Below are 22,066 nucleotides of genomic sequence, written 5' to 3' on the forward strand. Positions count from 1 at the left end.
CCGGTGTCTTCACCGACACCCCTGGGCAACTGGTCGGATCGTGTGCGCGCGTTCAGGGTTCGCTTCCAATCCGGTGTCGAAGTGGGCGGCCGACGAGTTCGCCGCAAAGGTCATCATCGCTCATGCCGACGCTCGTTGTCGCCAGGGTGTGAGAATCGGGTGGCGCTCCGACGTCGAAGCCGTAACTCCTGTGGCATGTAGTGAAATTATAACTACGGATAGCCGGACATCCCGGCACTTGCGTAGTACTCTTGTCACCGCTTTGGGGTAGCCATTCGGGGATGTCGCGTTCGTGACAGGGGCACCCGCGACCACCCGGCGCCACGCGCGAGGTGCATCACAGGGCACAGGCGGGTACGGGCTGCGGTATGGAGGATGCGCCCAGAGGTCTGCGGGAGAGTCTGAAACGGGTTGCCGTGACCCTGAAGGAGGCGGACATCCCGTTCGCCCTCGGGGGGAGCTACGCGTGCTGGGCCCGCGGCGGTCCCGAACCCGTTCACGACGTCGATTTCATGCTGCGGGAAGAGGACGTGCCGCGGGCGGTCGAGGTTCTGGCCGCGGCCGGCCTGCGTCCGGTGGATCCGCCGGAGGACTGGCTCACCAAGGTGTTCGACGGCGAGGTGCTCGTCGATCTCATCCATCATCCGGTCGGTCGGGCGGTAACTCCGGAGATGCTGGAACGGTCCAGCGAGATGTCGGTGGACTCGGTTCGGATGCCCGTCCTGGACGCCACGGACTGGTTCGAGATGACCCTGCTGGCCCTGGAGGAGCGCTACTGCGATCTGGCCCGGGTCCTGCCGATGATCCGGGCGATGCGCGAGCAGGTCGACTGGGACCAGGTTCGCCGATCCACCGCCGCCTCGCCCTTCGCCGAGGCCGCGTTGCTGGTCGCCACCCGGCTCAATCTCATTCCGCCGGTCGATGCCGCCCCGGTCGCCGCCCGGCCCGGCGAGATTGTCGCGTCGGGCGGCGGGATTGCCCGGTCCGGGGCGGCGCGGCGCGGCGGAACGAAAGGTGGCACGGCGGAAGGCGGCAAGACGGAAGGACGCGCCCCGGAAGGCATTGGTTTGCGGGTTGGCAAGAAAGAAGACGGCCGCGAACCAGCGGGCCAGGTGGACCTGGGGGGGAAGTTGGACCTGGCCGAGGCCGACGAATACCTTGCCGGAGAGCTGCACGAACGCCTCGCCGAGGATCCACGGGTCGCGGAGCTCGGGCTCGAGGTGGCGGTCGCCGACGGGTGCATCCTCGTCGAGGGCGAGGTCGCCACCGACGACCGCCGCCGGGCGGTCGCGGACGTGCTGGCCGAGGCAGTCCCCGGCCGGCTGGTCCGCAACGAGGTCACCGTCATCGGCCGCGCCACGGCGGCCGATGGGACCACGAAGGTGGAGACCATTTCATGATGCGCATCGCCGCGGTCGGCGACATCCACCTGGGAACGGACAGCGGCGGGACCTTCGCACCGGTCGTCCGCGGCCTCGCCGGGCGCGCCGATGTGCTGCTGCTGGCGGGCGATCTCACCCAGCACGGGCTGCCCGCCGAGGCCGAGGTTGTCGCGGCCGAGGTGGCGGGCGCGCCGCTGCCCGTCATCACCGTGCTCGGCAACCACGACTATCACAGCAATGCGGAGCAGGAGATCACCGCCATCCTCACCGCGGCCGGCGTGACGGTGCTCGAGGGCACCGGAACGGTGGTGGACATCGACGGTGCACGGCTCGGGATCGCCGGCGTCAAGGGATTCGGCGGCGGCTTTGCCGGGGCCAGCGGAACCGACTTCGGCGAACCGCTGATGAAGGCCTTCGTCCGGCATACGAAGGAGGCCGCCACCCGACTCCGGTACGCCCTGGAGGCGCTCGACTGCGATACCCGTGTCGCTTTGACCCATTACGCCCCGATTCCGGACACTCTGATCGGTGAGCGGGCCGAGATCTATCCCTTTCTCGGCAGCTATCACCTCGCTGAGGCGATGGATGCCGGGGGTGCCGCCCTCGCCCTGCACGGACACGCCCATGCGGGCTCGGAACGCGGGTCGACGGCGGGCGGAGTGCCGGTCCGCAATGTTGCCCGACCCGTGATCGGAAAGCCCTGCGCGCTCTATGCCGTCGGCTCCGGGGCGACCGTCGAGGGGGCACGGATGGCGGCGCCGTCGCCGTCGCCGTCGGTTGATCTCGCGGCCCCGACGGCGCCGTGACCGTCGCCCGACGGCCCCGGTGACGGCCGGTCCTCCGCCGCCCGATCGTCGGTCCGCCGGCCTGCCGCGACGGCCAGAGAGGCGTCGGCGGATCTGAATAGTCAGAATGGAGGGCTCCCCCATGGCCCAGGTGGGGGATGCACTCCCGTGTTGCTTGAGCGGGTGTGGGCGGGGAGCACCCGCCCGAACGGGCCCGCCGCCCGGGCCGCCATCACCCGCGTGGGCCCCCCGCGGGGACATGGTCCGTCCGGGCGTGTCACCTAGGCCGTCGACGGTCCGATCCGGGGCTTTCTGCCCCTCTCGGGTGTGCCCGGTCGGGCCATCCACTCCCCGCGCGGGGCACACCGGCCGCCATGGCGAGTCGCCGGACGTCTGACTCGACCGGACTATTTACTGGCCGAACGAATGGCCCGCCCGTGGTGCCCCCGGATCGTCCATATGGGGCAGGCGGTGCACTCGCCCGACGCGCCCGGAGCGTCCAGCGCTCGCGGCGGAGGTCTCGGGGCCCACAGTGGAGGTCACGAGACTCCGGCGTCGGACAGCCGCACCTCGACGTCGCCATGGGAGACCGCCACCTCCAGCCGGGGCTGCCCGGCGGTCGCAGGGCCGTGTGCGACCGCCCCGTCGGCCAGCCGGAACGTGCTGCCGTGCCAGGGGCAGCGCACGCAGGTGACGCCGTCGTCGATCACGACCCTCCCCTCGTGCAGCGGCCCCGCCAGGTGGCTGCACCGGTCCGCGAGGACGTCGACGTGATCCCCCTGCCGGAGCAGCAGCAGCGGCACCTCGCCGAGCAGCCGGACCTCCGGGCGGCCCGGGGCGAGCTCGTCCAGCCGGGCGACCCGGTGCCAGCCGGGCGGCAGCAGGTGAGCGACCTCCTCGGCGTGGTTGACCCCCGACGCCTGCCGGTAGGCGAGATGACCTCCCAGATAGGCCGACATCCCCGCGACGGCGAGCCCGGCCAGTCCCAGCCGTCGGCCCAGCCCGTTGTGCCCGCCCCAGCGGGCCAGCAACGACGCGAGGTAGCAGCCGGCGGCCAGGCTGTTGGCGCCGGCATGGGCCACGCCGACGCGCAGTTGACGTTGGCGCAGCTCGGAGTAGTCGGCGAGGCCCGCGGCCGCGGCCGCCCCGGCGGCGAGCAGGCCCGAGCCGATCAGTACCCGCACCGCCCGTTCGGACCGTTCGTCGCGCCCGCCAAGCAGGTCCACGATCCCCGCGGACAGCCAGGTCCCCAGCGGAAGCTGGGCCAGGGCGGGGTGCAGCGGATGCCCGAGCGGCACCCCGTTGAGGAGGTCGCGCGCCGCACCGGGCCCCAGGCTGTGCCGGACGCGGTCGCGGACCTTCGTTGCCACCGGATCGAGGGCTTCGGCCCGCTCCAGGCGCTCGGCCGGTCCGACGAGGACATCGTGCGGTGTCCGCCTCATGCCTCTGGGTGTTCCCATCCGGGCTTGCCGGCGAACCGCGCCGCTCGGCGGAGGGTTTGTTTCGTGCCCCAGCGTGTACATCCTCTGCGCGACGCGGATCCGGCGGGACGAACGGGGTGACCGCCCATCCACGCGCGCAGTCCGCCGCGGGCCGTCGGTTTCTCGACCACCCGTCGCCGTCCGCGGTGGCGACGGAGGGAAGGAACGAGACATGGCAGTGGATCGGGGAAGCTCCAAGCACGGCCCGTGGCGGGACGACGCCATGGCGCACGAGGTCTCCGGGTTCGTGCGCAGCGGCCGGGACACCCGGGCGGAGGAGTGGCGTTCCGTCGAACCGACGGACGAGTTGCCCGGCGACGCGCAGTTCCCGGACCCCGCCCAGTCCCGGACCGGGGCGGCGGCCGGCATGACGCTGGCCGACGTCGAGGAGCGGTCCGAGCTTGCCCGCTGGCTCGGCCGGGCGGTCTTTCCCGCCGAGCGGGAGGAGATCATGGATCATCTCCGCCACCAGAACGCCCCGGACCGGGTGATCGAGGAGGTCGCCGCGGCGCCGCCCAGCATCCAGTTCACCTCCGTCGGCGAGCTGTGGCGGGTGCTGCGCCAGGGGACCGACGCCCAGCCGCTGCGGCGCTGACGGACCGCGTTCGGCCGAAGGTCGGACCGCGGGGCGGGTGCGGGTGCGGGGCTGTGATCCGGTCCGCGGGAGAGGTGCGGGCGGGCGCTGTCCGACGGCACCGACACCGCGGCCCTCCGGTGGGAAACCGTTGAGTGGCAGGGAAATGTGGCGGTCGTCATGAGGACGATTGCATGATGCCGGCACCACCGGGGCACAGAGCAGCCATGGGACGCACCGTGCTGGATCAACGGCCACGCACAGTTACCGCCCGCGGCTCCGCAACCCCGGCTTCCGGGGGCACCGGACCGGCCGCGGTGGCTGGTTCGGCCTCGAGCCGGGACCTGAGGTCCCCCTCCGCGCGGGCGGCGCGCCCGGCGTCGGTCCGGGCGGCGGCATCCGCTTCGGCCAGGCCGCCCGCTGCTCGGCGGGGACCGGCGGAGCCGATCAGCCTTGGCCGCCTGATCGGCTGGGGGCTGGCCGCGAGCGTCGCGTTCCTGGTGTTCTTCGCACTGTTGGGTGCTTTCGGGGTGCTGGCCTTCGGGGCCCTGGCCGGCCTGTGGGCGCTCGGTGTCGCCTGGATCATGATCTTCGGGCCGCCCACCTTCGACCGGCGTGTCGTGCACACCTACAGTCAGGCGGCACGGGCCTCGCTGGGCGACGCGGGTTCGGTCGCGCTGACGTTCCTACGCTCGTCGCGCCGCTCGCTCGGCTCGTCCGTCCGCTCGGCCCGCAGGCCGGCGCGCCCGCAGCGGGCCGGGCAGTCGACGCGGGCAGCGGGGGCGGCGTCGGCAACGAGGCCGACTTCAGCAGGCCAGGCGACTTCAGCAGGCCAGGCGACTTCAGCAGGCCAGGCGACGAAGACGGGTCGCGCGACGAAGGAGAAGCTGGCGGCGCGGACGGCCGGGGGATTCGGCGCGGCGAGCGTGGTGCGGGCGACCCGGCGGTGGCCGGCCGATCGTTCGGAGCGGGCCGCTGCCTCGGGCGGGCGGGCCGATCGTCCGGGGGCGTCGGGCTGATCCACCGCCCCGGACACGGGGGCGGTGACCGGCACCGGTCCGGCCAGGCAGCGGGCCGGCGCGCGGCCCGTCACCGCACGCGGGTTCCGGGAGGTGCCGCGTGACGTTCCACACCCGTGGGTAGGAGTGAGTTCATGGGTACGCGTGGGCTCGGTAACCGTGACCGACAACCCGGATCGGGCGGCCTGTTGCAGACCCTCGTCGCCGGCCTGAACCAGACCGAACGGGACGAGACGCTGCGGCTGCTTCGCCGACGCCTGGTCGAGGACCGGGCGGCGGCGTCAGGTGGCCAGCGCGACCGCCAGGTGGACGTCGGTCCCCGCAGCCGAGCGGCCCGCGGGCCGGGGAAAAGCCGTGGGGCAGGCCGCCAGCGGTGAGTCCGCCAGCGGTGAGGCGGGGCGGCGTCAGCCGCAGCAACCCCCACCGCAGCACGCTGCGCCGCCGCCCGTCGGCGCCGCCATGGCCGGGGCGGCCGCGCCGCGGCTGACGGCCACCGCGGAGAAGACCCGCGAGGTCTCGGCGTGCCCGGACGGGCAGGTCACCCCGTCGGTCGGGGTGGATTCGGTGATGCTCCGACGGACCTCGAAGGAGGCGTCGCACACCCGGCAGCGGTAGTCGTAGGCAGGCACATCATCAGGGTATGCGGCCCGGTCACGTCCGGGTAGCGGTTCGACCGGCACCAGGAGTGGCCGTTTTCGCCGGATGTGGGGGATGTGGCATGGCGGCCGCCCCGGCGGGACCGCCGTCGTACCCTGACAGCCATGGAGCCACCGGAAGGTCCGCAGGTGGTCGCCGAGGTCGTCCGGGGGTTGCGCAGCGGCGCGCCGTTCGTCGAGAGCCTGCATCACGGCACCGTCGTGGGTCTCGGCCGCGATGGTGCCGTCGCGCTGCGGGTGGGCGCGCCCGAAAGGCCGGTGTTCCCCCGTTCGGCCGCCAAGCCCTTCCAGGCCGCCGCGATGCTGCGGGCCGGTCTCGATGGGGTCTTCCTGAGCCGAGACATCCCGAGCGACCTGCTGGCCGTGGTCGCGAGCTCACACAGTGGCGAGCCGGCCCACCTGGCCCGCGTGCTGGAAATCCTCTCCGTCGCCGGCTTCTCCGCGGACGCCCTGCGCTGCCCCGCCGACCTGCCGCTGGGCACCGCTGCGGCCGAGGCCCACCTGCGCGCCGGCGGGCGCGCCGAACCGGTCCTGATGAACTGTTCGGGCAAGCACGCCGGAATGATCGCCTGCTGCGTGGCCGCCGGCTGGCCGGTGGCGAACTACACCGAGCCGGACCATCCGTTGCAGCAGGTCATCCGCCGGACGGTCGAGGACCTGGCCGGCGAGGAGATCGCCGGCACGGCGGTGGACGGCTGTGGCGCGCCGCTGTTCGCGTTCTCGCTCACCGGGCTCGCCCGCGGGCTGCGGGCGATGGTGCAGGCGGCGCCGGGCAGCCCGGAGCGGCGCGTCGTCGACGCCATGCGCGCCCATCCCGAGCTGGTAGGCGGGGGCGGGCGTCCCGACACCGACCTGATGCGCGCGGCGCCGGGCGTGCTGGCGAAGAACGGCGCCGAGGGCGTCACCCTGGTCGCGACGCTCGACGGGCACACCGTGGCCATCAAGATCGCGGACGGGGGTGGGCGGGCGGGCATCCCGGTCGCGCTGGCCGCGCTGAACCGCCTGGGTGCGCTGCCCGGGATGGACACCCCGGGACATCTCGAGCTGGACATGGCGCAGCTCGCCGTGCTTGGGGCGCCGACGGTGCTTGGCGGCGGGCGTCCCGTCGGCTCTCTACGGGTCCGCCTGCCCGGCTGAACGGGTCCGCCTGCCCGGCTGACCAACTCTGGGGGGCCGGGCCGCCGACCGCGCGCGGCTCCCGACCACCCGCCCGCTGCGGCGCCGACGGCAGCGGCGCGGTGTCCCTAGCCTCGCCGCCCCGGCCGGTGGTGCTGAGTCGGCTCGGGGGGCAGGCGGGGCCGGCCCGCGACGGTGACGGCCACCGGCGGGATGATCGCCGCGATCACCATCATGACCATGGCGGCCGGGAGGGAGTACATCCGGACCACGGTGCCACCCGCGATGAACAGGGCAAGCGCGATCGACATCAGGATCAGATAGCGCCGCCGCACCACCGGGTCGGCGCCGGGCCGCGGCACCACCGGGTCGGTGCCGGGCCGCGGCGCGGGCGGATCGGCTCCCGGTGGTGGCTGTCGGGAGCCGGCGCTGTCGGCGAGCCGCAGGTCGTAGCGGCGGCGCAGGCCGGGGTCGCTGAGGATCCGGTAGGCCACGTTGACCCGGGCGAAGGCCGGCGACGAGCCGCCGGCATCCGGATGGGTGCGCCGCGCGGCGACCCGGTAGGCGTGGCGGATCTGGTCCGCGGTGGCGCCCGGCGCCAACCCCAGGACCTCGTACAGCGAGGGCTTCGCACCCACGGGCGCCTCCCCGGCCGTCCTCGACCACCCGATCGGGTGGTCCGGCGGCACCGCGTCATGGCGAAAGTACGGGCACGTGACCAGAATGAGCGCCGAACCGCCCGAAGGCGAGCCCGAGACCATCAACCCGACCGATGCTCAAAGTAACATTCTACGCACTCTGCGATTTTAGTGATCGTTTCGCGCTTGCGACCAGCCCCCTACGTGCGGGGCAGGTCACGCCCCCGGCTCCAGCCGGTGGCGCGCCGCCGGGGCCGGCGCGGAGCGTGCGCACGGGTGAAACGGGATGGGGACATGGCGCAGGTCGCGAAGATCGTCGATGAGGTCGCGTCACTCGTGGGGGAGCCCGGCATCGGGGACCGGCTGACGGTCACCGGCCCGGCCGACGTCCTGCCCAGCCTCTACCGGGTGACGACGGTCGCGACCGCCTCGGTGGCGGCCGCGGCGATCGGGGCCGGGCGGCTGCTGGCCGCCCGCACCGGCGGCGGCCCCCCGGACATCACCCTCGATACCCGCCACGCCGGTGCCGCCTTCCGCAGCGAGCGCCACCTGCGCATCGACGGGAAGGCGCCGCCCGGCCCGTGGGACCCGATCTCGGGCTACTACCGCACGGCCGACGGTCGCTGGATCCAGCTTCACTGCAACTTCCCGCACCACCGCAACGGGGTGCTGGATCTGCTCGGAGCGCCGAACGACCGCGCCGCCGTCGAGCGGGTGATCCGGCGCGTCGAGGCCGCGTCGCTGGAGCTGGAGCTGCAGGCCATGGGGCTGTGCGCGAGCATGGCACGCGCGGAGCCGGAGTGGGCCGAGCACCGGCAGGCCAGGGCGGTCGCCGAACTGCCGCTGATCGAGGTGAGCCGGCTCGGCGACGCCCCCCCGGCGCGGTTCGCACCGACGGAGACGCCGGCCGCCGGCCTGCGGGTGCTGGACCTGACCCGCGTCATCGCCGGCCCCATCGCCGGGCGCACGCTCGCCGCCTACGGCGCGGACGTGCTGCGGGTCGGCGCGGCCCACCTGCCGGAGGTGCACAGCCTGCTGGTCGACACGGGGTTCGGTAAACGCAACGCGTTCCTCAACCTGCGGGTCGCCGCCGACGCCCGCCGGCTGCGGGAACTGATCGCGTCCGCGGACGTGGTCCTGCAGGCCTACCGGCCGAGCGCGCTGGACCGGCTCGGGTTCGGCCCGGACGCCGTCGCCCGGATGCGACCGGGGATCGTCTACGCCAGCATCAGCGCCTACGGACGGCAGGGGCCGTGGAGCGGGCTGCGCGGCTTCGACAGCCTGGTCCAGACCGCCTCGGGGATCGTCCTCGCCACGGCCGAGGCAGCCGGCACGTCGAGCCCGGTGCCGCTGCCGGCGCAGGCGCTCGATCACGGCACCGGTTACCTCGCCGCGTTCGGGGTGCTCGACGCGCTCGCCCGGCGGGTGAGCGAGGGCGGGAGCTGGCATGTGCGGGTCTCCCTGGCCCGGACCGGGCGGTGGTTGCAGGATCTCGGCCATCACGACACCCTTGCCCACCCCGACCCGACGGCGGACGACGTCGACGCCTACCGCTCCTGCCTGAGCAGCGAGTTCGGTGAACTTTCGTACATCCGGCCGGCGGCGACCGTCGCCGGAGTGGCACCGCGCTGGCTCTCGCCGCCGGCCTCCCTCGGCACCAGCCAGGCGGTGTGGTCGGCGCCGCGCTGACCACGGCGGGAGCGGTTTCGGGGCGGCGGGAGCGGTTTCGGGGCGGCGAGGGCAACGTTGCGGCGCGAGGACGACCCTCGGGGATTGTAAACAGCGGGCGCGCCTGAACACCACTTTTGTGTCATCCAGGTAACAACCTGATATGAGTACTTTCGGTCGATCTGCCCGGGGACTACGTTTCCGCCATCTCGGCGGAGAGTGCGTGCGGGTCGGCCGGATCATCCCGCCGGTCCGGGGACGATTTCCGGGGGGCGGTCGGGGGTGGCGCGAGGGGGCGCGTCATCCTCTAGGCGGTGGCGCGCCGGCTCGACGTCGGTGGCGCCGGGGGGAGCTCGTAGCTGGGTCGGTCGTGGCATCGGGCTTGCGATCGGCGGACCGGAGGAGGAAATGCATGCGTAGGCGCCCGCTCCTGGGAGCGATAGCCCTCGCCGCGGCCGTGACGTTGACCGCCGCGGCCTGTGGGAGCGACAGTGGCGGTGGTTCTTCCGGAGACGGGAAGAAAACGATCACCATCGGCTTCCAGGGCGTTCTCTCGGGCGACAATCAGCAGCTCGGGCTGAACGCCCTTTACGGCGTACGGACCGCGATCGCGGAGGTGAACGCCGACACGAGCTCGCCGTTCCAGCTCAAGCTCGTCGAGTCCGACGACGGCGGTTCCCCGGACCAGGGTCCGACGGCCGCGCAGAAACTGATCGACGACTCCAAGGTTGTCGCGGTCGTCGGCCCGATGTTCTCCGGCGCCACCAAGGCCAGCGAGCCCGCCTACACCCAGGCCGGCCTGCTGTCGGTCAGCCCGTCCGCGACGAACCCGGCGCTGACGACGCTGGGCTTCAAGACCTTCTACCGGGTCATCGCGCCGGACACGGTGCAGGGTAAGGCCGCCGCCGATTACGTGGCCTCCGTCCTGCAGGCGAAGAAGGTCTATTCGCTGGACGACAAGAGCGAGTACGGCACCGGCCTGTCCGGCGCCCTGGAGCCCGAGCTCAAGGCCAAGGGCGTCGCCGTCACCCATGACGGCATCAACCCGACCAAGGACTACACCTCCGAGGCCACGAAGATCATCGCCGCGGCGCCGGACGTCCTGTACTACTCGGGCTACTACGCCGAGCTCGCCCTGCTGTCCAAGGCGCTCAAGGACAAGGGCTTCACCGGCAAGATCGCCAGTGGGGACGGCTCGCTCGACCCGCAGTACGTCGCGCAGGCCGGCGCCGCCGCGGCCGAGGGCACCTACCTCACCTGCCCCTGCGGCGACGCGAACACCGACCCGAAGGCCGCCGCGTTCGTCGCCTCCTTCAAGAAGGTCAACAAGGGCGCCAAGCCCGGGACCTACTCCGGTGAGGCGTACGACGCCACGCTCGCGCTTGCGGACGTGTTCAAGAAGCTCGGCAAGGACGCCAGCCGGGAGTCGGTCGCGAGCGCCTTCGGTAGCGTGAACTTCCAGGGCATCACGAAGACCGTCGCCTTCGAGTCCACCGGCGAGGTCAAGGGTTCCAACGTGTTCGTCTACCAGGTCAAGAACGGCGCGATCACCGTTCTCGGGAACACCGCGGACCTGATCAAGTCCTGACACCGGTGCGGGAGGTGGCCGGGTGCGTACACCTCCGGCCGCCGCCCGCGCTGCGTCGGGCGAAACATCCGCCTGGCAAAACGGACTTTCTAGTACCAGAATGAACGTCCGTCACCGGAACGCACATCTGCCACCCGAACGAAACTTCGGCCAGGCGAACGAGCCACGCGACGAACGAGGCACACGTATGGGTTTCCTCGACCAGTTCTGGCAGTTGACCATCGACGGTCTGATGGTCGGCTCGCTGTACGCGGTCATAGCACTCGGGTACACGCTCGTGTACGGGGTTCTCCAGCTCATCAACTTCGCGCACAGCGAGGTGTTCATGCTGGGATCCTTCGGCGGCCTGTTCGCCGCCCGAGCCCTGCTGCCCGACGACGGCTCGGTGCCCGGGGGGCTCGCGTCCGTGGGGCTGGTGGCCATCGGCCTCGGCGCCGGCGCGATCTGCGGGGGGCTCGCCGCGTTCACCCTCGAGCGCGTGGCCTACCGGCCGCTGCGGCGCCGCTCCGCGCCCCGGCTGGCCTACCTGATCAGCGCGATCGGGGCGTCGCTGTTCGCTGTCAACCTGGCCGGCAAGGAGTTCGGCCGGCAGAACGTCGACCTGCCCGACCTGTTCCACAACGGCACGGTCTTCACGGTCTTCGGCGCCGACGTCTCCACCCAGTCGCTGGTCATCTTCGCCGTCGCGGTCGCGATGCTCATCGGCCTGGACCGCCTCGTCGCCGGCACCCGCCTCGGCCAGGGCATCCGGGCCGTGGCTCAGGACGCCGACACCGCCGTCCTGATGGGGGTGAACGTCGAGCGGATCATCATCATCACGTTCGTCGTCGGCGGCCTACTCGCCGGTGCCGGCGGCTTCCTGTACGCGATGACGTTCAACGCCTCGTACAGCATGGGGTTCGTTCCTGGGGTGAAGGCGTTCACCGCGGCGGTCCTCGGCGGCATCGGCAACGTGCGCGGCGCGATGCTCGGCGGCCTGCTGCTCGGCCTGGTCGAGAGTTATGGTGGCTACCTGTTCCAGGCGTCCTACAAGGACGTCATCGCCTTCCTCGTCCTGGTGGCGATCTTGATGATCAGACCGTCCGGCCTGCTCGGCGAGCGGCTGGGGCGGGCGGCATGAGCGCGCCTCCCGCCGCCGGCCCACCCGGCCCGACTGAGCCGGCCGGGCCGACCGGGCCGACCGGGCCGACCGGGCCGACCGGGCCGACCGGTCCCGGCAGTGGTGCCGCCACCATGCCGCTGCGCATCGCCGGGAGTCGATCCGACCCCACCGGCTCCGCCGAGCCCACCGCCTCCACCAGCCTCGGCGGTCCCGGCGGCGGGCCGGCACGGCCCGCGTGGCACCCGGCGGAGCTGTTCGCCCCGGCCCGACTGCGCCAGCTCGGCGCGCTGCTGCTGGTCGGCGTGCTCGCCGCGATCGTCACCGGCCCGACCGGCAACTCCGACAAGCCGCTGCAGGCGGCGAAGGACTCGATCGTCGACGTCCGGATCGTGCTCTACCTGGGACTCGCCGTCGCGCTGTGGGTACTGCTGGTGCTCGGCGCGCAGCTGCGCGGCGCCCTGGAGCGGGTGAGCGCCCCGGTGCGCGCGCCGATCGGCGCGGCCTACGGTCGCCGCGGCGGTCCGATCGTGCTGAACCTGGCGCTGCTCGCCGTTGCGATCGTCGCGCCCCTGGTCGTCTCGACGGCCGCCCAGCAGTCGATGGTCAACGACATCGGCATCTACGCGCTGCTCGCCCTCGGCCTCAACGTCGTCGTCGGCTACGCCGGCCTGCTCGACCTCGGCTACATCGCGTTCTTCGCCATCGGCGCCTACGCGACGGCCTACTTCACCTCGCAGACCGCGATGCCGTGGCACGCGCCGTTCGTGCTCAACCCGTTCTTCGTCTTCCCGATCGCGCTGGTCCTCGCCGCGCTCGCCGGGGTCATCCTCGGCGCACCGACGCTGCGGCTGCGCGGGGACTACCTGGCGATCGTCACCCTCGGCTTCGGCGAGATCATCCACCTGGTGGCCAACAACGCCGACAACATCACCAACGGCGCCCGCGGCGCCTTCGGCGTGCCGCACCTGTCGGTCGACCTGCTCGGCATCGACTACAAGTGGGGCATCGACCCGCTGCCGTACTACTACCTGCTGCTCGTCATCGTCATCGGGGTGATGATCGCCTTCGGTCGGCTCGAACGGTCCCGGATCGGCCGGTCCTGGGCCGCCATCCGGGAGGACGAGATCGCCGCCGAGGCGACCGGCGTGGCGACGCTGCGCATGAAGCTGCTCGCCTTCGCGATCGGTGCGTCGGTGTCGGGCTTCGCCGGCGTGCTGTTCGCCTCCAAGCAGTTCTTCAATCCCCAGAGCTTCAGCCTCCAGGCGTCGTTCTTCGTCGTAGCGGTGGTCATCTTCGGCGGGATGGGCTCCCGACTCGGCGTCGTCGTCGGCGCCGTGGTCCTGCAGGGACTCGCCTTTTACCTGCGGGACAAGGTGCCGCCCGCGGACCGTTACATCTACTTCGGGGCCGTCATCGTGATCATGATGATCTTCCGTCCGCAGGGTCTCGTGCCGTCGCGCCGCCGCCGGCGCGAGATCGAGCTTGCGGAGGAGGGCATCGGCGCCGCCGACTCCCTCGGTGCCGCGCCGACGGGAGGGCAGCGGTGAGCCGGGCCGGTGCCCACCGCGGGGTGCCCGGCGCCCGCCGTCCGCACGTCGACGAGACCGCATCCGGCGACCTGGTCGTCGAGGCCCGCGACCTGGCGCTGCGCTTCGGCGGGGTGACCAGCCTCGACGGGGTGTCGCTGCGCCAGCGCCGCGGGGAGATCCTCGCGGTGATCGGCCCGAACGGGGCCGGCAAGACATCGCTGTTCAACTGCCTGACCGGGGCGTACCGGCCGCAGGAGGGCTCGGTGACCTTCTGGCCGCGTCCGGACGGCCCGACCGAGCTCGTCGGCCGCCGTCCGCACGCGATCACCCGGCTCGGGGTGGCCCGCACCTTCCAGAACATCCGGCTGTTCCCCGCCCTGTCGGCCCTGGAGAACGTGCAGATCGGCACCGAGGTGCGCCAGCGGTACGGGCCGGTCGGCGCGATCCTGGGCCTGCCGCACGCCCGGCGCGCCGAGCGCGACGGGGTGCGCCACGCGCTGAGCCTGCTCGACCTGGTCGGGCTGTCCCACCGCACGCACGAGCTGGCCGCCTCGCTGCCGTACGGCGAGCAGCGCCGGCTGGAGATCGCCCGGGCCCTGGGCACCGGGCCCAGCCTGCTGCTGCTCGACGAGCCGGCCGCCGGCACCAACCCGGCGGAGAAGCGCGACCTCGCCGCGCTCATCACCCGCATCGCCGGCACCGGCGTGTCCGTGCTGCTCATCGAGCACGACATGCGGTTGGTGATGTCCGTGGCCACCTCGGTGGTCGTGCTCAACTTCGGCCGGGTGATCGCCCACGGCACGCCGGGGGAGGTCCAGCGTGATCCGGCGGTCATCGAGGCGTACCTCGGCGTCACCGACGCCGAGGCCACCGATGGCGATGCCGACGTCACCGCCGGGCCTGGCGCCGCCGGGCGGAAGGACGCGCGCTGATGCTGTTGACACTGAGCGACGTCGAGGTCGCCTACGGCGCGGTGACCGCCCTGCGCGGGGTCAGCCTCCAGGTCGCCGAGGGCGAAATCGTCACCCTGCTCGGCGCCAACGGCGCCGGTAAGACGACGACCCTGCGAACCATCTCCGGCCTGCTGCGGCCCCGGGCCGGCGAGGTGCGCCTCGACGGCCGGCCGCTGTCGTCCATCCCGGCACACGGCCTCGTCGGCGCCGGCGTCAGCCACGTGCCCGAGGGCCGGCGGGTCTTCCCCAGCATGAGCGTCCGCGAGAACCTGCTGATGGGCGCCTATCATGATCGTCGGCATGCGCGGGCGGACCTCGACCGGGTCGTGGCGCTGTTCCCGCGCCTGGCCGAGCGGATCGGCCAGGCGGGCGGCACGCTGTCGGGCGGCGAGCAGCAGATGCTCGCGATCGGCCGGGCGCTGATGAGCCGGCCGCGGCTGATCCTGCTCGACGAGCCGTCGATGGGGTTGGCGCCGATGATCGTCCAGACCATCTTCGAGGTGATCGCCGAGATCAACCGGGAGGGGGTCGCGGTGCTGCTCGTCGAGCAGAACGCGGCCTCGGCGCTGCGGATCGCCGGGCGGGGGTACGTGCTGGAGACCGGCCGGGTCGTCCTCGCGGATGCGGCCGCAGCCCTGCTTGCCGACGACCGGGTCCGTCAGGCGTACCTCGGCGAGGACGTCGCCGGCGGGCCGGAGGGTGCGGAGGGGCCCGCGCCGACCCGGGGCGGCGCGGCGGCGGGCCCGGCTCACGGCGCCGTGATCCGCGCCGACTCCGCCTGAGCCGCCCGCTCGGCGTCCCCTCGATCGTTCCCTCCTCGGGGGCCGAGGCCGCTGCCCGGTCCGAAGCCGATTCCTGGGCTGATCCCGTCGTTGCGGCGGGCCCAGTCCAGGCCGTCGCGGGTGTCGGGTCCCCACAGCCAGCCGGCGAGGACCAGCAGCAGGGCTCCGCCCGTCACGATCGCGTGCATCATGATCCCGAGGATCGGGGTAGACGCCTTTGCAGTCCATCTAATTTTTCTGCACACAACAGCTAAGATTTTCTGCATGATCGATGTGCGCCGCCTGCGCATCCTGCGGGAGCTCGACAGCCGGGGGACGGTCGTGGCCACGGCTGCGGCGCTGCACCTGACGCCGTCCGCGGTCAGCCAGCAGCTCGCCGCCCTGGCGAAGGAGACCGGCGTGCGGCTGCTCGACCCGGCCGGCCGCCGGGTCCGGCTCACCCCCGCCGCCCGGGTGCTGCTGGGCCATGCCGACGTCCTGTTCGCCCAGCTCGAGCGGGCTGAGGCGGACCTCGCCGCCTTCAACGAGGGGCGGGTCGGGTCGGTGGCCGTGGCGGCCTTCACCACGGCGATCTCCGGCATCGTCGTGCCGGCGCTGGCGGCGTTGCGGGAGAGCCGGCCGCGGCTGCGGATGTCGGTGTCCGACGTCGCCGAGCCCGCGTGCTTCGATCTGCTGCTGGCCGGCGACCTGGATCTCGCGGTCAGCATCACCCACCCGGGTGCCCAGCCCCTCGACGAGCGGCTGCTACCGATCCCGCTGCTCGACGACCCGCTCGACGTCGCACTGCCCGCCGGGCACCCCTACGCCGCCGCCGCGGCCGTGCCGCTGGAGGTGCTCGGCGGGGAGGACTTCATCTCCAGCCGTGCCGGCACCCCCTGCCACGAGGTCACCCACGCGGCGTGCGCCGCGGCCGGATTCGTTCCCCGGGTGCGCCACCGCTGCGACGACTACACCGCGGTCCTCGACCTGATCGCCGCGGGTTGCGGGGTCGGCCTCATCCCCCGACTGGCGAAGCTGGCCAGCACCCCGCAGGTGGCCCTGCGACCGATCGCCGGCGTCCCGCCGATCCGGCCCATCTTCGCCGCGGTGCGCCGCGGCTCCCAGCAGGCCCCGCACCTGTCCGCCACCCTCGCCGCCATCGTCGCCGCCGCCCGATCCCCCGACCTCTACCATGCCTTCCCCCAGGGACGGCGGCGCGGTGCTGATCCGGTCGGTCTACAGGCGGGCGTGTCGGATCGCCTGGACCTCATCGATGATCAGGTTGTCCAGTAGGGTCTTCCCGAGAACGCCGCCGGTGCCGCGGTTCCACAGCGAGAGAACCTCGATGTTGCGCAGATTGGCCTGGTCCGGCCTGGCCGCGACCACGACGTGGTCGAAATCCGCGGCGGTGGACTTAATCATGATCGCGTCACCCGCCTGGATCTGGTTCGCCACGGCGAAGTCCGACCGGCCGTCGTTCTGGATGTCGGTCCGGCCGTGGGAGCTGAACAGGGCGAAGGTGCCGGCGAGTTTGTTGCCCGCGTAGGCGGTGCGTAGTTGCGCGACGGAGTAGATACCGACGCTTGCGGCGGCGAGGAGAACGACCTCCCAGCAGATCAGTCGGGTATCCGGGCCGGGCGGATTCGCAAGAGGGGGCGGGCCGGTGAGCCAGGCCTGGTAATCACTGATCCCGCCAAGCTGGTTCTGTTCGGGTTCGCCCTGCCAGGTGAAGTCACCCCGGTGAGCCTCCAGCCAGTCGATCAGACGCTCGACCTGGGTCGCCGGGGCGGGTCGGGGGTGGTCCGTGTTCACCATTCCGAGCACCGCCTCGGCCTGGGACAGCTCGTTCGTGACGACCGCCCGCGTGATCCGCGCATGCAGATTGATCGCCGTGATCGACGCGGCGAGCAACGCGGAGGTCAGCGTCGGGTTGTGCTGGTAGTTCGGATAGCGTCGCTCGAGTTCCGCGAGGAAAAGGTGCGTGTGTTCGCGGTCGAGGAGTTTCTTCGGCTCGTGCTGGCCGAGTGGCGCGAGTCTGACCCCGTCAAAGATGTGTGCGTCGAGTTCGGCTTCGCTGATGGGAATGTCTGGCCTCCGGGTACACGGGGAACCGACGCCGACGACGATCAGCCAGAAGAAATGGCAGGAGAACCCGTGGTGGCGATTCGGCTGACGCCGACGTCATGAGCGGGGATGCCACACTACCAGTCATACCTCGGCCCGAGTACCGGAACGGTTCACGAAACCGCAGGTACTGGGGGCGGGCCGAGGACGCGGTCGAGGTGGGCGTTGGCGAACAGGCCGGCCGGGTCGACCGCGTCGCGGACGGCCAGGAAGTCGTCGAAGCGGGGGTAGCGCTCGCGTAGCTGCGCCGCGGCCAGCGTGTGCAGGGTGCCCCAGTGAGGCCGCCCGCCGGCCGCCAGCATGATCTGTTCGGCGCGGCCGAAGTAGTTCTCGTGCGGGCCGCGACGGTCGGTGCGCACAGCGATGTAGGCGGTGTCGCGGCCGAAGGCGGGGGACAGTGGGATCTCGTCCGCGGCCGCGCAGCGGACCTCGACGGGGAAGGCGGTGCGCACCCCGGATCGGGTCACGGCGGCGGCGAGCTCGCCCATGGCGGCGGCGAGCTCGGCGCGGGGGACGGCGTACTCGATCTCCTTGTACCGGATCGCCGGGTGACCCACGATCGCCGGATGGCCCGAGGCGAACACCCGGTAGGAGAGGTCGAGTGACGGCCGACCGCCCGCTGGCAGAGCGCCGACGCGGGCGGCGAGCTGGGCGGCGGGGCGGTCCGCGGCTGGCAGCCGCCGGGCGGCGACCATCAGGGCTTCGAAGACGCCGCCGGACACCGGGCCGCCGGTCAGCCGGTCGTGTCGCCGGGGCGGCGGGGCCAGCTCGTCGTCGACCGGGCGACGGTCATCCCAGCGGACCAGCGCGGTCGAGGTGTGCGGGAACCAGGCGAAGCGGACGTGGTCGGCCTGCTCGACGAGCGCGCCGTAGCTGTCGAGCACCTCGGCCAGTGGCAGCCGGCTCTCCCGCACGTGCAGGGCGAACAACGGCACGGCCTGCAGCGTCACCGAGGTCACGACGCCGACGGCGCCGAGGCCGAGGCGGGCGGCCGCGAACAGCTCGGGGCGCTCCCCCCGCGAGCAGGTGACCACCTTGCCGTCGGCGAGCACCACCTCCAGCGCCCGTACCTGCGTGGACAGCCCGCCGTAGCGGGCGCCCGTGCCGTGGGTTCCCGTGGCGATCGCCCCGGCGATCGTCGCCTGCTCGCCATGGCCCTGGTTGGTCAGGGCCAGCCCGGCCTCGGCGAGCAGCCGATTCAGCCGGCGCAGGGTCATCCCGCCGCGCACCGTCACCAGCCCGCTGCCACCGTCGAGCGCGACCAGATCGGCGCAGCGGTCCAGGGCGATCTGCACGCCGCCGTCGTCCGGCCGGCCGATCGCGTTCATCGCGTGGCCGGTGCCGGTGGCCCGGACCCGCCGGCCGTCCCGCACGGCAGCGGTCACCACCGCCGACGCCTCCTCGGCGGTGCGGGGTCGAGCGAGCCGGACCGCCCGGGCGGTCTCGTTGCCCGCCCAGTTCCGCCACGCCGCGGGTTCACCGAGGGGCGAGCCCATGTGCACCTCCGTCCGGGGGCCGACGACCGGCGACGCGAGTGGGCGACCCACCGGCGCGGCCGGTCCCCATCGTGGACCGCCGAGCCGGCTTCCTGCCCGGCGGGTCCGTCCGACGGCCCGCGAGGGACCACGCCGCGCCCCCGTAACCAGCGGTGTACGGCGCGCCGTTGGTCCGCCATCCGTGTTCCCGACGTGTTCCCCGCGCCGCGGCCGAGGTGTGGCGAGCAGGCCGCCGATCATCCGGTGAGGTGAGATGCTTCACATGCGCGAGCGGGCCGGAGTCGCCGGCTCGCCGACGCGCCGGCGGAAGGCGACGTGGGAGATGGTGAGCGCAGCCGGCTACCGACCGACCGGGTTCAGCCTGGGCAGGCTCGCGGAGCTCGCCGTGGAACGCACCGGCGGCACCGAGGAACTGATCTTCGAGGGTCGGGTCGAGTCCGGCGCGGCCCGCTTCGTCCGATCCTGCCGGTTCAGCGCCGGCCTGCGCGGCGCGGGGCTGGTCGCCGGTGACCGGGTGGTCGTCCACATGGCCAACTGTCCGGAGGTCGCCGTCGCCTACCACGGGGTGTGGCGGGCCGGCGGGGTCGTGACGCCGACGCTGTTCCTGCTCGACGAGGCCGAGCTGCGTCACGTGCTGGTCGACAGCGGCGCCCGGTTCGTCGTCACGACCCCCGAGTTCCTGACCAAGGTCCGCGCGGTGGCGAGCGGCTGCCCGCAGGTGCGGGCACTGATCGTGGCGGACGATTCGCCTGGTGCTGGTGCTGGTGCTGGTGCTGGTGCTGGTGCTGATCTGGCCGGCCGGTCCGACCTGGCCGGGGCGGCCGGGGCGGGGCCGCCGGTACTGCGCTTCGCCGACCTCGCGGCGGGCGACGAAGGTCCCCTCGAACCGGCCGATCCGGATGCCATGGCCGCGCTGCTCTACACCGGCGGCACCACCGGGCGGGCGCGGGGGGTCGTGCTGTCCCACGACGCGCTGTCCGCCGGGGGCTTCGCGGCCTCGTCGGGGAACCTGGACGAGGAGCTCGCCGGCCTGCTGCCGCTGCCGCTGTCGCACATCTACGGCCTGACGATCAGCGTGATGACGCTGCATGCGCGCAAGCCTGGCCCCGCGGTCCTGATGCGCTGGTTCGACCCCCGCGGGTGGCTGGACCTGGTGGCCGAACACCGGGTCGCGGTCAGCGCGCTGGTGCCGTCCATGATCGGTCAGCTGCTCGCGGAGCCGTTGCACCTGGCCGACACGTCGTCGCTGCGCCGCGTCACCAGTGGCGGCGCGCCGCTGCCGAGGGAGATCGCGCTCGAGTGGCAGCGGCGCCTGCCCGGCGTCGAGCTGGTCGAGGGGTACGGCTGCACGGAGAGCGCGGGCGGCGTCACCATCACGCCGCCGGGCGCGGCGCGGCTGGGCAGCGTCGGTCTTCCCGCGTTCGGGGTCGAGGTGCGCGTCGAGCTGCCCGACGGCTCGGCGGCCGGCACCGGGCAGGACGGGGAGATCTGCCTGCGGGGCCCGATGGTGATGACGGGGTACTGGCAGGCGCCGCAGGCCACCGCCGAGGCGCTGCGTGGCGGCTGGCTGCATACCGGTGACGTGGGGCGCTGCGACGTCGACGGCTACCTGTACGTCGTCGATCGGATCAAGGACCTGATCATCCGGGGCGGGGTCAACGTCTACCCGCGTGACGTCGAGGACGGCCTGCTCGGTCATCCCGACGTCGCCGCGTGCGGGGTCGTCGGCCGGGCCGACCACCGCCACGGCGAGGAGGTGATCGCCTATGTGCAGCTCGTCGCCGGCGGCACGGTCTCCCCGGAGGAACTGGTGCGCTGGGGCCGGGCCCGGCTCGGACCCCTGCGCTACCCCCGTGAGGTGCACATCATCGAGTCGCTGCCGCTCACCAGCGTGCTCAAGACCGACCGCCGGGCCCTGCGGTCGCTGACCGCCGCCTCCTCGCCGTCCCAGCGCACCACGCCCGCCGACGGCACGCCCGCCGACGGCACGCCCGCCGACGGGCCTCGGCGCGCTCAGAGTGTCGAGTGAACCCCGTGGCTCTGGATCGCGCCCCGGGCCAGGCTTAGCGCCGTCGGCGAGGCGATGTTGGCCGCGTCCATGAAACTGAACGCGAACAGGCCGTCCTGGCTGAGCTGGCGCACCGCGTCCCCGGCCAGCAACGCGTGCATGTCCGCCTCCCACGTCGCCTGCGACTCGGACTTGAAGTGGGCCAGCATGACCGGGCCGTACTGGCCGAGCGCCCGCGTCATGTCCCGCACGTCCGCGGCGTTCGAGTCGGTGCCCATCGCCTGGAAGCTCTCGAAGTCCGAGGCGCGCAGCACGTCCGCGAAATGGGTGATCAGCGATCGGCCGCCGCCGGCGACCGGATCGTCCCAGCGGCTCTGCCAACCGCCCCAGCCGAGTGACACCCGCGCGTTCGGCGCGCCGGAATGGAAGATGTCCAACGCCGCCAGGTACTGGTCCTGCAGCGTGAGGTAGTAGTTGGTGGTGTCCGGCGTGGTGGCCCACGCGTTCGGGTGGCACGGGTACGTCTGGAACTCGGTGAACAGCGTGACGTAGAGCGCGGGACCGTCCGCGGGACCGGAGAAGATCGAGGCGAGCTCGCGCGCGTCGTCGAGGAAGCCGCTCGACAGCGGGTACTCGCGTCCGCACGCCGGGCCGTGCGCCGTCTGGACGGTGCCGACCTCGCCGGTGCCGTCGAGCCAGACGATGAGGTGGATGCCGTGACCCGAACGGTAGACCTCGGGGATCAGATCGGCCTTCCACTTGCGCAGGAAGCTCAGATCGTTCGGCCCGTTGTACCAGGTGCTGAGGAAGTCCAGGTCAGGCGCGAGCGGGGAGGTGTGGGCGCTGTCGAGCCCGGGCCCCAACCCGAAGCGCAGCTTGCCCGCCGGGGTGGCCGGGACGGCCCTGGCCGCGGCGGTCAGCGGCCGGCGCGTCGGCTCGGCCCGTCCAAGCCGCCCGGCCGGGTCGCCTGCCTTCCTGTCGCCGACCACCGGGCTGGCCGAGGCGGCGCCGTCCCCGTCGACGGCGTTGCCCCCGCCGCGGCCGAGGAGGGGGAGCGCGATGGCGGTCGCGGCGAGCAGGGCGATAAGGGGAACCGTCAGATGTCGGAACCTCCGGCTACGCATTGATACATTCCTCCCGCGGCGATCATCCGGTAGGAGCAAAACTGTAGTCGGTCAAATACTTT

Annotated in this window: 22 protein-coding genes; 14 read left to right on the plus strand and 8 right to left on the minus strand. The window is 72.7% G+C overall.

Going from position 1 to position 22,066, the window contains the following annotated elements; genetic code table 11:
- Positions 1–416: 416 nt before the first annotated feature.
- Both FF36_RS18220 and FF36_RS18225 read left to right on the plus strand, forming a co-directional pair.
- The gene (locus FF36_RS18220) at positions 417–1,400 is read left to right on the plus strand and encodes a BON domain-containing protein (protein WP_339325614.1); all 984 of its coding nucleotides are present in this window, start codon (positions 417–419) and stop codon (positions 1,398–1,400) included.
- A complete protein-coding gene (locus FF36_RS18225) occupies positions 1,397–2,188 on the plus strand; it encodes a metallophosphoesterase family protein (RefSeq protein ID WP_044886296.1) in 792 nt (263 codons plus the stop codon). Before FF36_RS18220 ends, FF36_RS18225 begins: the two co-directional genes overlap by 4 nt.
- A 518-nt stretch (positions 2,189–2,706) precedes the next feature.
- Here the strand turns inward: FF36_RS18225 and FF36_RS18230 are convergent.
- Positions 2,707–3,609 carry a Rieske (2Fe-2S) protein gene (locus FF36_RS18230; RefSeq protein WP_044886297.1) on the minus strand — a complete coding sequence of 301 codons (903 nt, stop codon included), beginning with the start codon at positions 3,607–3,609 and terminating at the stop codon, positions 2,707–2,709.
- 211 nt (positions 3,610–3,820) lie between these two features.
- Here FF36_RS18230 and FF36_RS18235 point away from each other — a divergent pair, with 211 nt between their 5' ends.
- On the plus strand, positions 3,821–4,243 hold the full coding sequence (locus FF36_RS18235) for a DUF2795 domain-containing protein (RefSeq protein ID WP_044886298.1): 423 nt from the start codon (positions 3,821–3,823) through the stop codon (positions 4,241–4,243).
- Positions 4,244–4,856: 613 nt separating this feature from the next.
- Here the strand turns inward: FF36_RS18235 and FF36_RS36395 are convergent.
- Positions 4,857–5,315: a hypothetical protein gene (locus FF36_RS36395; RefSeq protein ID WP_044886300.1), complete on the minus strand. Its 459-nt coding sequence runs from the start codon at positions 5,313–5,315 to the stop codon at positions 4,857–4,859.
- A 60-nt stretch (positions 5,316–5,375) separates the two neighbouring features.
- Between FF36_RS36395 and FF36_RS18250 the strand changes: the two genes are divergently transcribed.
- Positions 5,376–5,618, plus strand: coding sequence for a hypothetical protein (locus FF36_RS18250; protein WP_044886301.1), 243 nt, complete (start codon positions 5,376–5,378; stop codon positions 5,616–5,618).
- Positions 5,619–5,645: 27 nt separating this feature from the next.
- On the opposite strand, the gene FF36_RS32975 is transcribed toward FF36_RS18250, so the two are convergent.
- Positions 5,646–5,870, minus strand: coding sequence for an FmdB family zinc ribbon protein (locus FF36_RS32975; RefSeq protein WP_082122017.1), 225 nt, complete (start codon positions 5,868–5,870; stop codon positions 5,646–5,648).
- Positions 5,871–6,002: 132 nt separating this feature from the next.
- Between FF36_RS32975 and FF36_RS18255 the strand changes: the two genes are divergently transcribed.
- A complete protein-coding gene (locus tag FF36_RS18255) occupies positions 6,003–7,034 on the plus strand; it encodes an asparaginase (protein WP_044886302.1) in 1,032 nt (343 codons plus the stop codon).
- A 107-nt stretch (positions 7,035–7,141) separates the two neighbouring features.
- Here FF36_RS18255 and FF36_RS18260 read toward each other — a convergent pair whose 3' ends face one another.
- Positions 7,142–7,651, minus strand: a complete 510-nt coding sequence (locus FF36_RS18260) for a DnaJ domain-containing protein (protein WP_044886332.1) — start codon at positions 7,649–7,651, stop codon at positions 7,142–7,144.
- 294 nt (positions 7,652–7,945) lie between these two features.
- On the opposite strand from FF36_RS18260, the gene FF36_RS18265 reads away from it, so the two are divergent.
- From FF36_RS18265 to FF36_RS18290, 6 genes are all read left to right on the plus strand, one after another.
- Positions 7,946–9,340 (plus strand): CoA transferase, encoded by a 1,395-nt coding sequence (locus FF36_RS18265; RefSeq protein WP_044886303.1) that lies wholly within the window; start codon positions 7,946–7,948, stop codon positions 9,338–9,340.
- 391 nt (positions 9,341–9,731) lie between these two features.
- A complete protein-coding gene (locus tag FF36_RS18270) occupies positions 9,732–10,907 on the plus strand; it encodes a branched-chain amino acid ABC transporter substrate-binding protein (protein WP_044886304.1) in 1,176 nt (391 codons plus the stop codon).
- A 187-nt stretch (positions 10,908–11,094) separates the two neighbouring features.
- The gene (locus FF36_RS18275) at positions 11,095–12,027 is read left to right on the plus strand and encodes a branched-chain amino acid ABC transporter permease (protein WP_044886305.1); all 933 of its coding nucleotides are present in this window, start codon (positions 11,095–11,097) and stop codon (positions 12,025–12,027) included.
- Complete coding sequence (locus FF36_RS18280) at positions 12,024–13,556, plus strand: branched-chain amino acid ABC transporter permease (protein WP_422615099.1); 1,533 nt, start codon at positions 12,024–12,026, stop codon at positions 13,554–13,556. Before FF36_RS18275 ends, FF36_RS18280 begins: the two co-directional genes overlap by 4 nt.
- 23 nt (positions 13,557–13,579) lie before the next feature.
- The gene (locus FF36_RS18285) at positions 13,580–14,470 is read left to right on the plus strand and encodes an ABC transporter ATP-binding protein (RefSeq protein ID WP_044886334.1); all 891 of its coding nucleotides are present in this window, start codon (positions 13,580–13,582) and stop codon (positions 14,468–14,470) included.
- A complete protein-coding gene (locus tag FF36_RS18290) occupies positions 14,470–15,273 on the plus strand; it encodes an ABC transporter ATP-binding protein (RefSeq protein WP_044886306.1) in 804 nt (267 codons plus the stop codon). Before FF36_RS18285 ends, FF36_RS18290 begins: the two co-directional genes overlap by 1 nt.
- On the opposite strand, the gene FF36_RS18295 is transcribed toward FF36_RS18290, so the two are convergent.
- Positions 15,240–15,449, minus strand: a complete 210-nt coding sequence (locus tag FF36_RS18295; RefSeq protein WP_128423335.1) for a hypothetical protein — start codon at positions 15,447–15,449, stop codon at positions 15,240–15,242. The two genes, FF36_RS18290 and FF36_RS18295, sit on opposite strands and share 34 nt — an antisense overlap.
- Positions 15,450–15,537: 88 nt before the next feature.
- Between FF36_RS18295 and FF36_RS18300 the strand changes: the two genes are divergently transcribed.
- On the plus strand, positions 15,538–16,545 hold the full coding sequence (locus tag FF36_RS18300) for a LysR family transcriptional regulator (RefSeq protein WP_242419102.1): 1,008 nt from the start codon (positions 15,538–15,540) through the stop codon (positions 16,543–16,545).
- On the opposite strand, the gene FF36_RS18305 is transcribed toward FF36_RS18300, so the two are convergent.
- Entirely contained in the window at positions 16,489–17,163 is a 675-nt protein-coding gene (locus FF36_RS18305) for a hypothetical protein (RefSeq protein WP_044886308.1), read from the minus strand. The genes FF36_RS18300 and FF36_RS18305 overlap by 57 nt on opposite strands.
- Before the next feature lie 21 nt (positions 17,164–17,184).
- Between FF36_RS18305 and FF36_RS18310 the strand changes: the two genes are divergently transcribed.
- Complete coding sequence (locus tag FF36_RS18310; protein WP_044886309.1) at positions 17,185–17,439, plus strand: hypothetical protein; 255 nt, start codon at positions 17,185–17,187, stop codon at positions 17,437–17,439.
- 50 nt (positions 17,440–17,489) lie between these two features.
- Here FF36_RS18310 and FF36_RS18315 read toward each other — a convergent pair whose 3' ends face one another.
- Positions 17,490–18,872, minus strand: coding sequence for a D-arabinono-1,4-lactone oxidase (locus FF36_RS18315; protein WP_044886336.1), 1,383 nt, complete (start codon positions 18,870–18,872; stop codon positions 17,490–17,492).
- A gap of 262 nt (positions 18,873–19,134) precedes the next feature.
- Between FF36_RS18315 and FF36_RS18320 the strand changes: the two genes are divergently transcribed.
- The gene (locus tag FF36_RS18320; RefSeq protein WP_242422600.1) at positions 19,135–20,901 is read left to right on the plus strand and encodes a class I adenylate-forming enzyme family protein; all 1,767 of its coding nucleotides are present in this window, start codon (positions 19,135–19,137) and stop codon (positions 20,899–20,901) included.
- On the opposite strand, the gene FF36_RS18325 is transcribed toward FF36_RS18320, so the two are convergent.
- Positions 20,886–22,004, minus strand: a complete 1,119-nt coding sequence (locus FF36_RS18325; RefSeq protein ID WP_044886310.1) for a hypothetical protein — start codon at positions 22,002–22,004, stop codon at positions 20,886–20,888. The genes FF36_RS18320 and FF36_RS18325 overlap by 16 nt on opposite strands.
- Between the last annotated feature and the right edge of the window lie 62 nt (positions 22,005–22,066).

Source organism: Frankia torreyi, from assembly GCF_000948395.1.
GTDB classification, from domain to species: domain Bacteria; phylum Actinomycetota; class Actinomycetes; order Frankiales; family Frankiaceae; genus Frankia; species Frankia torreyi.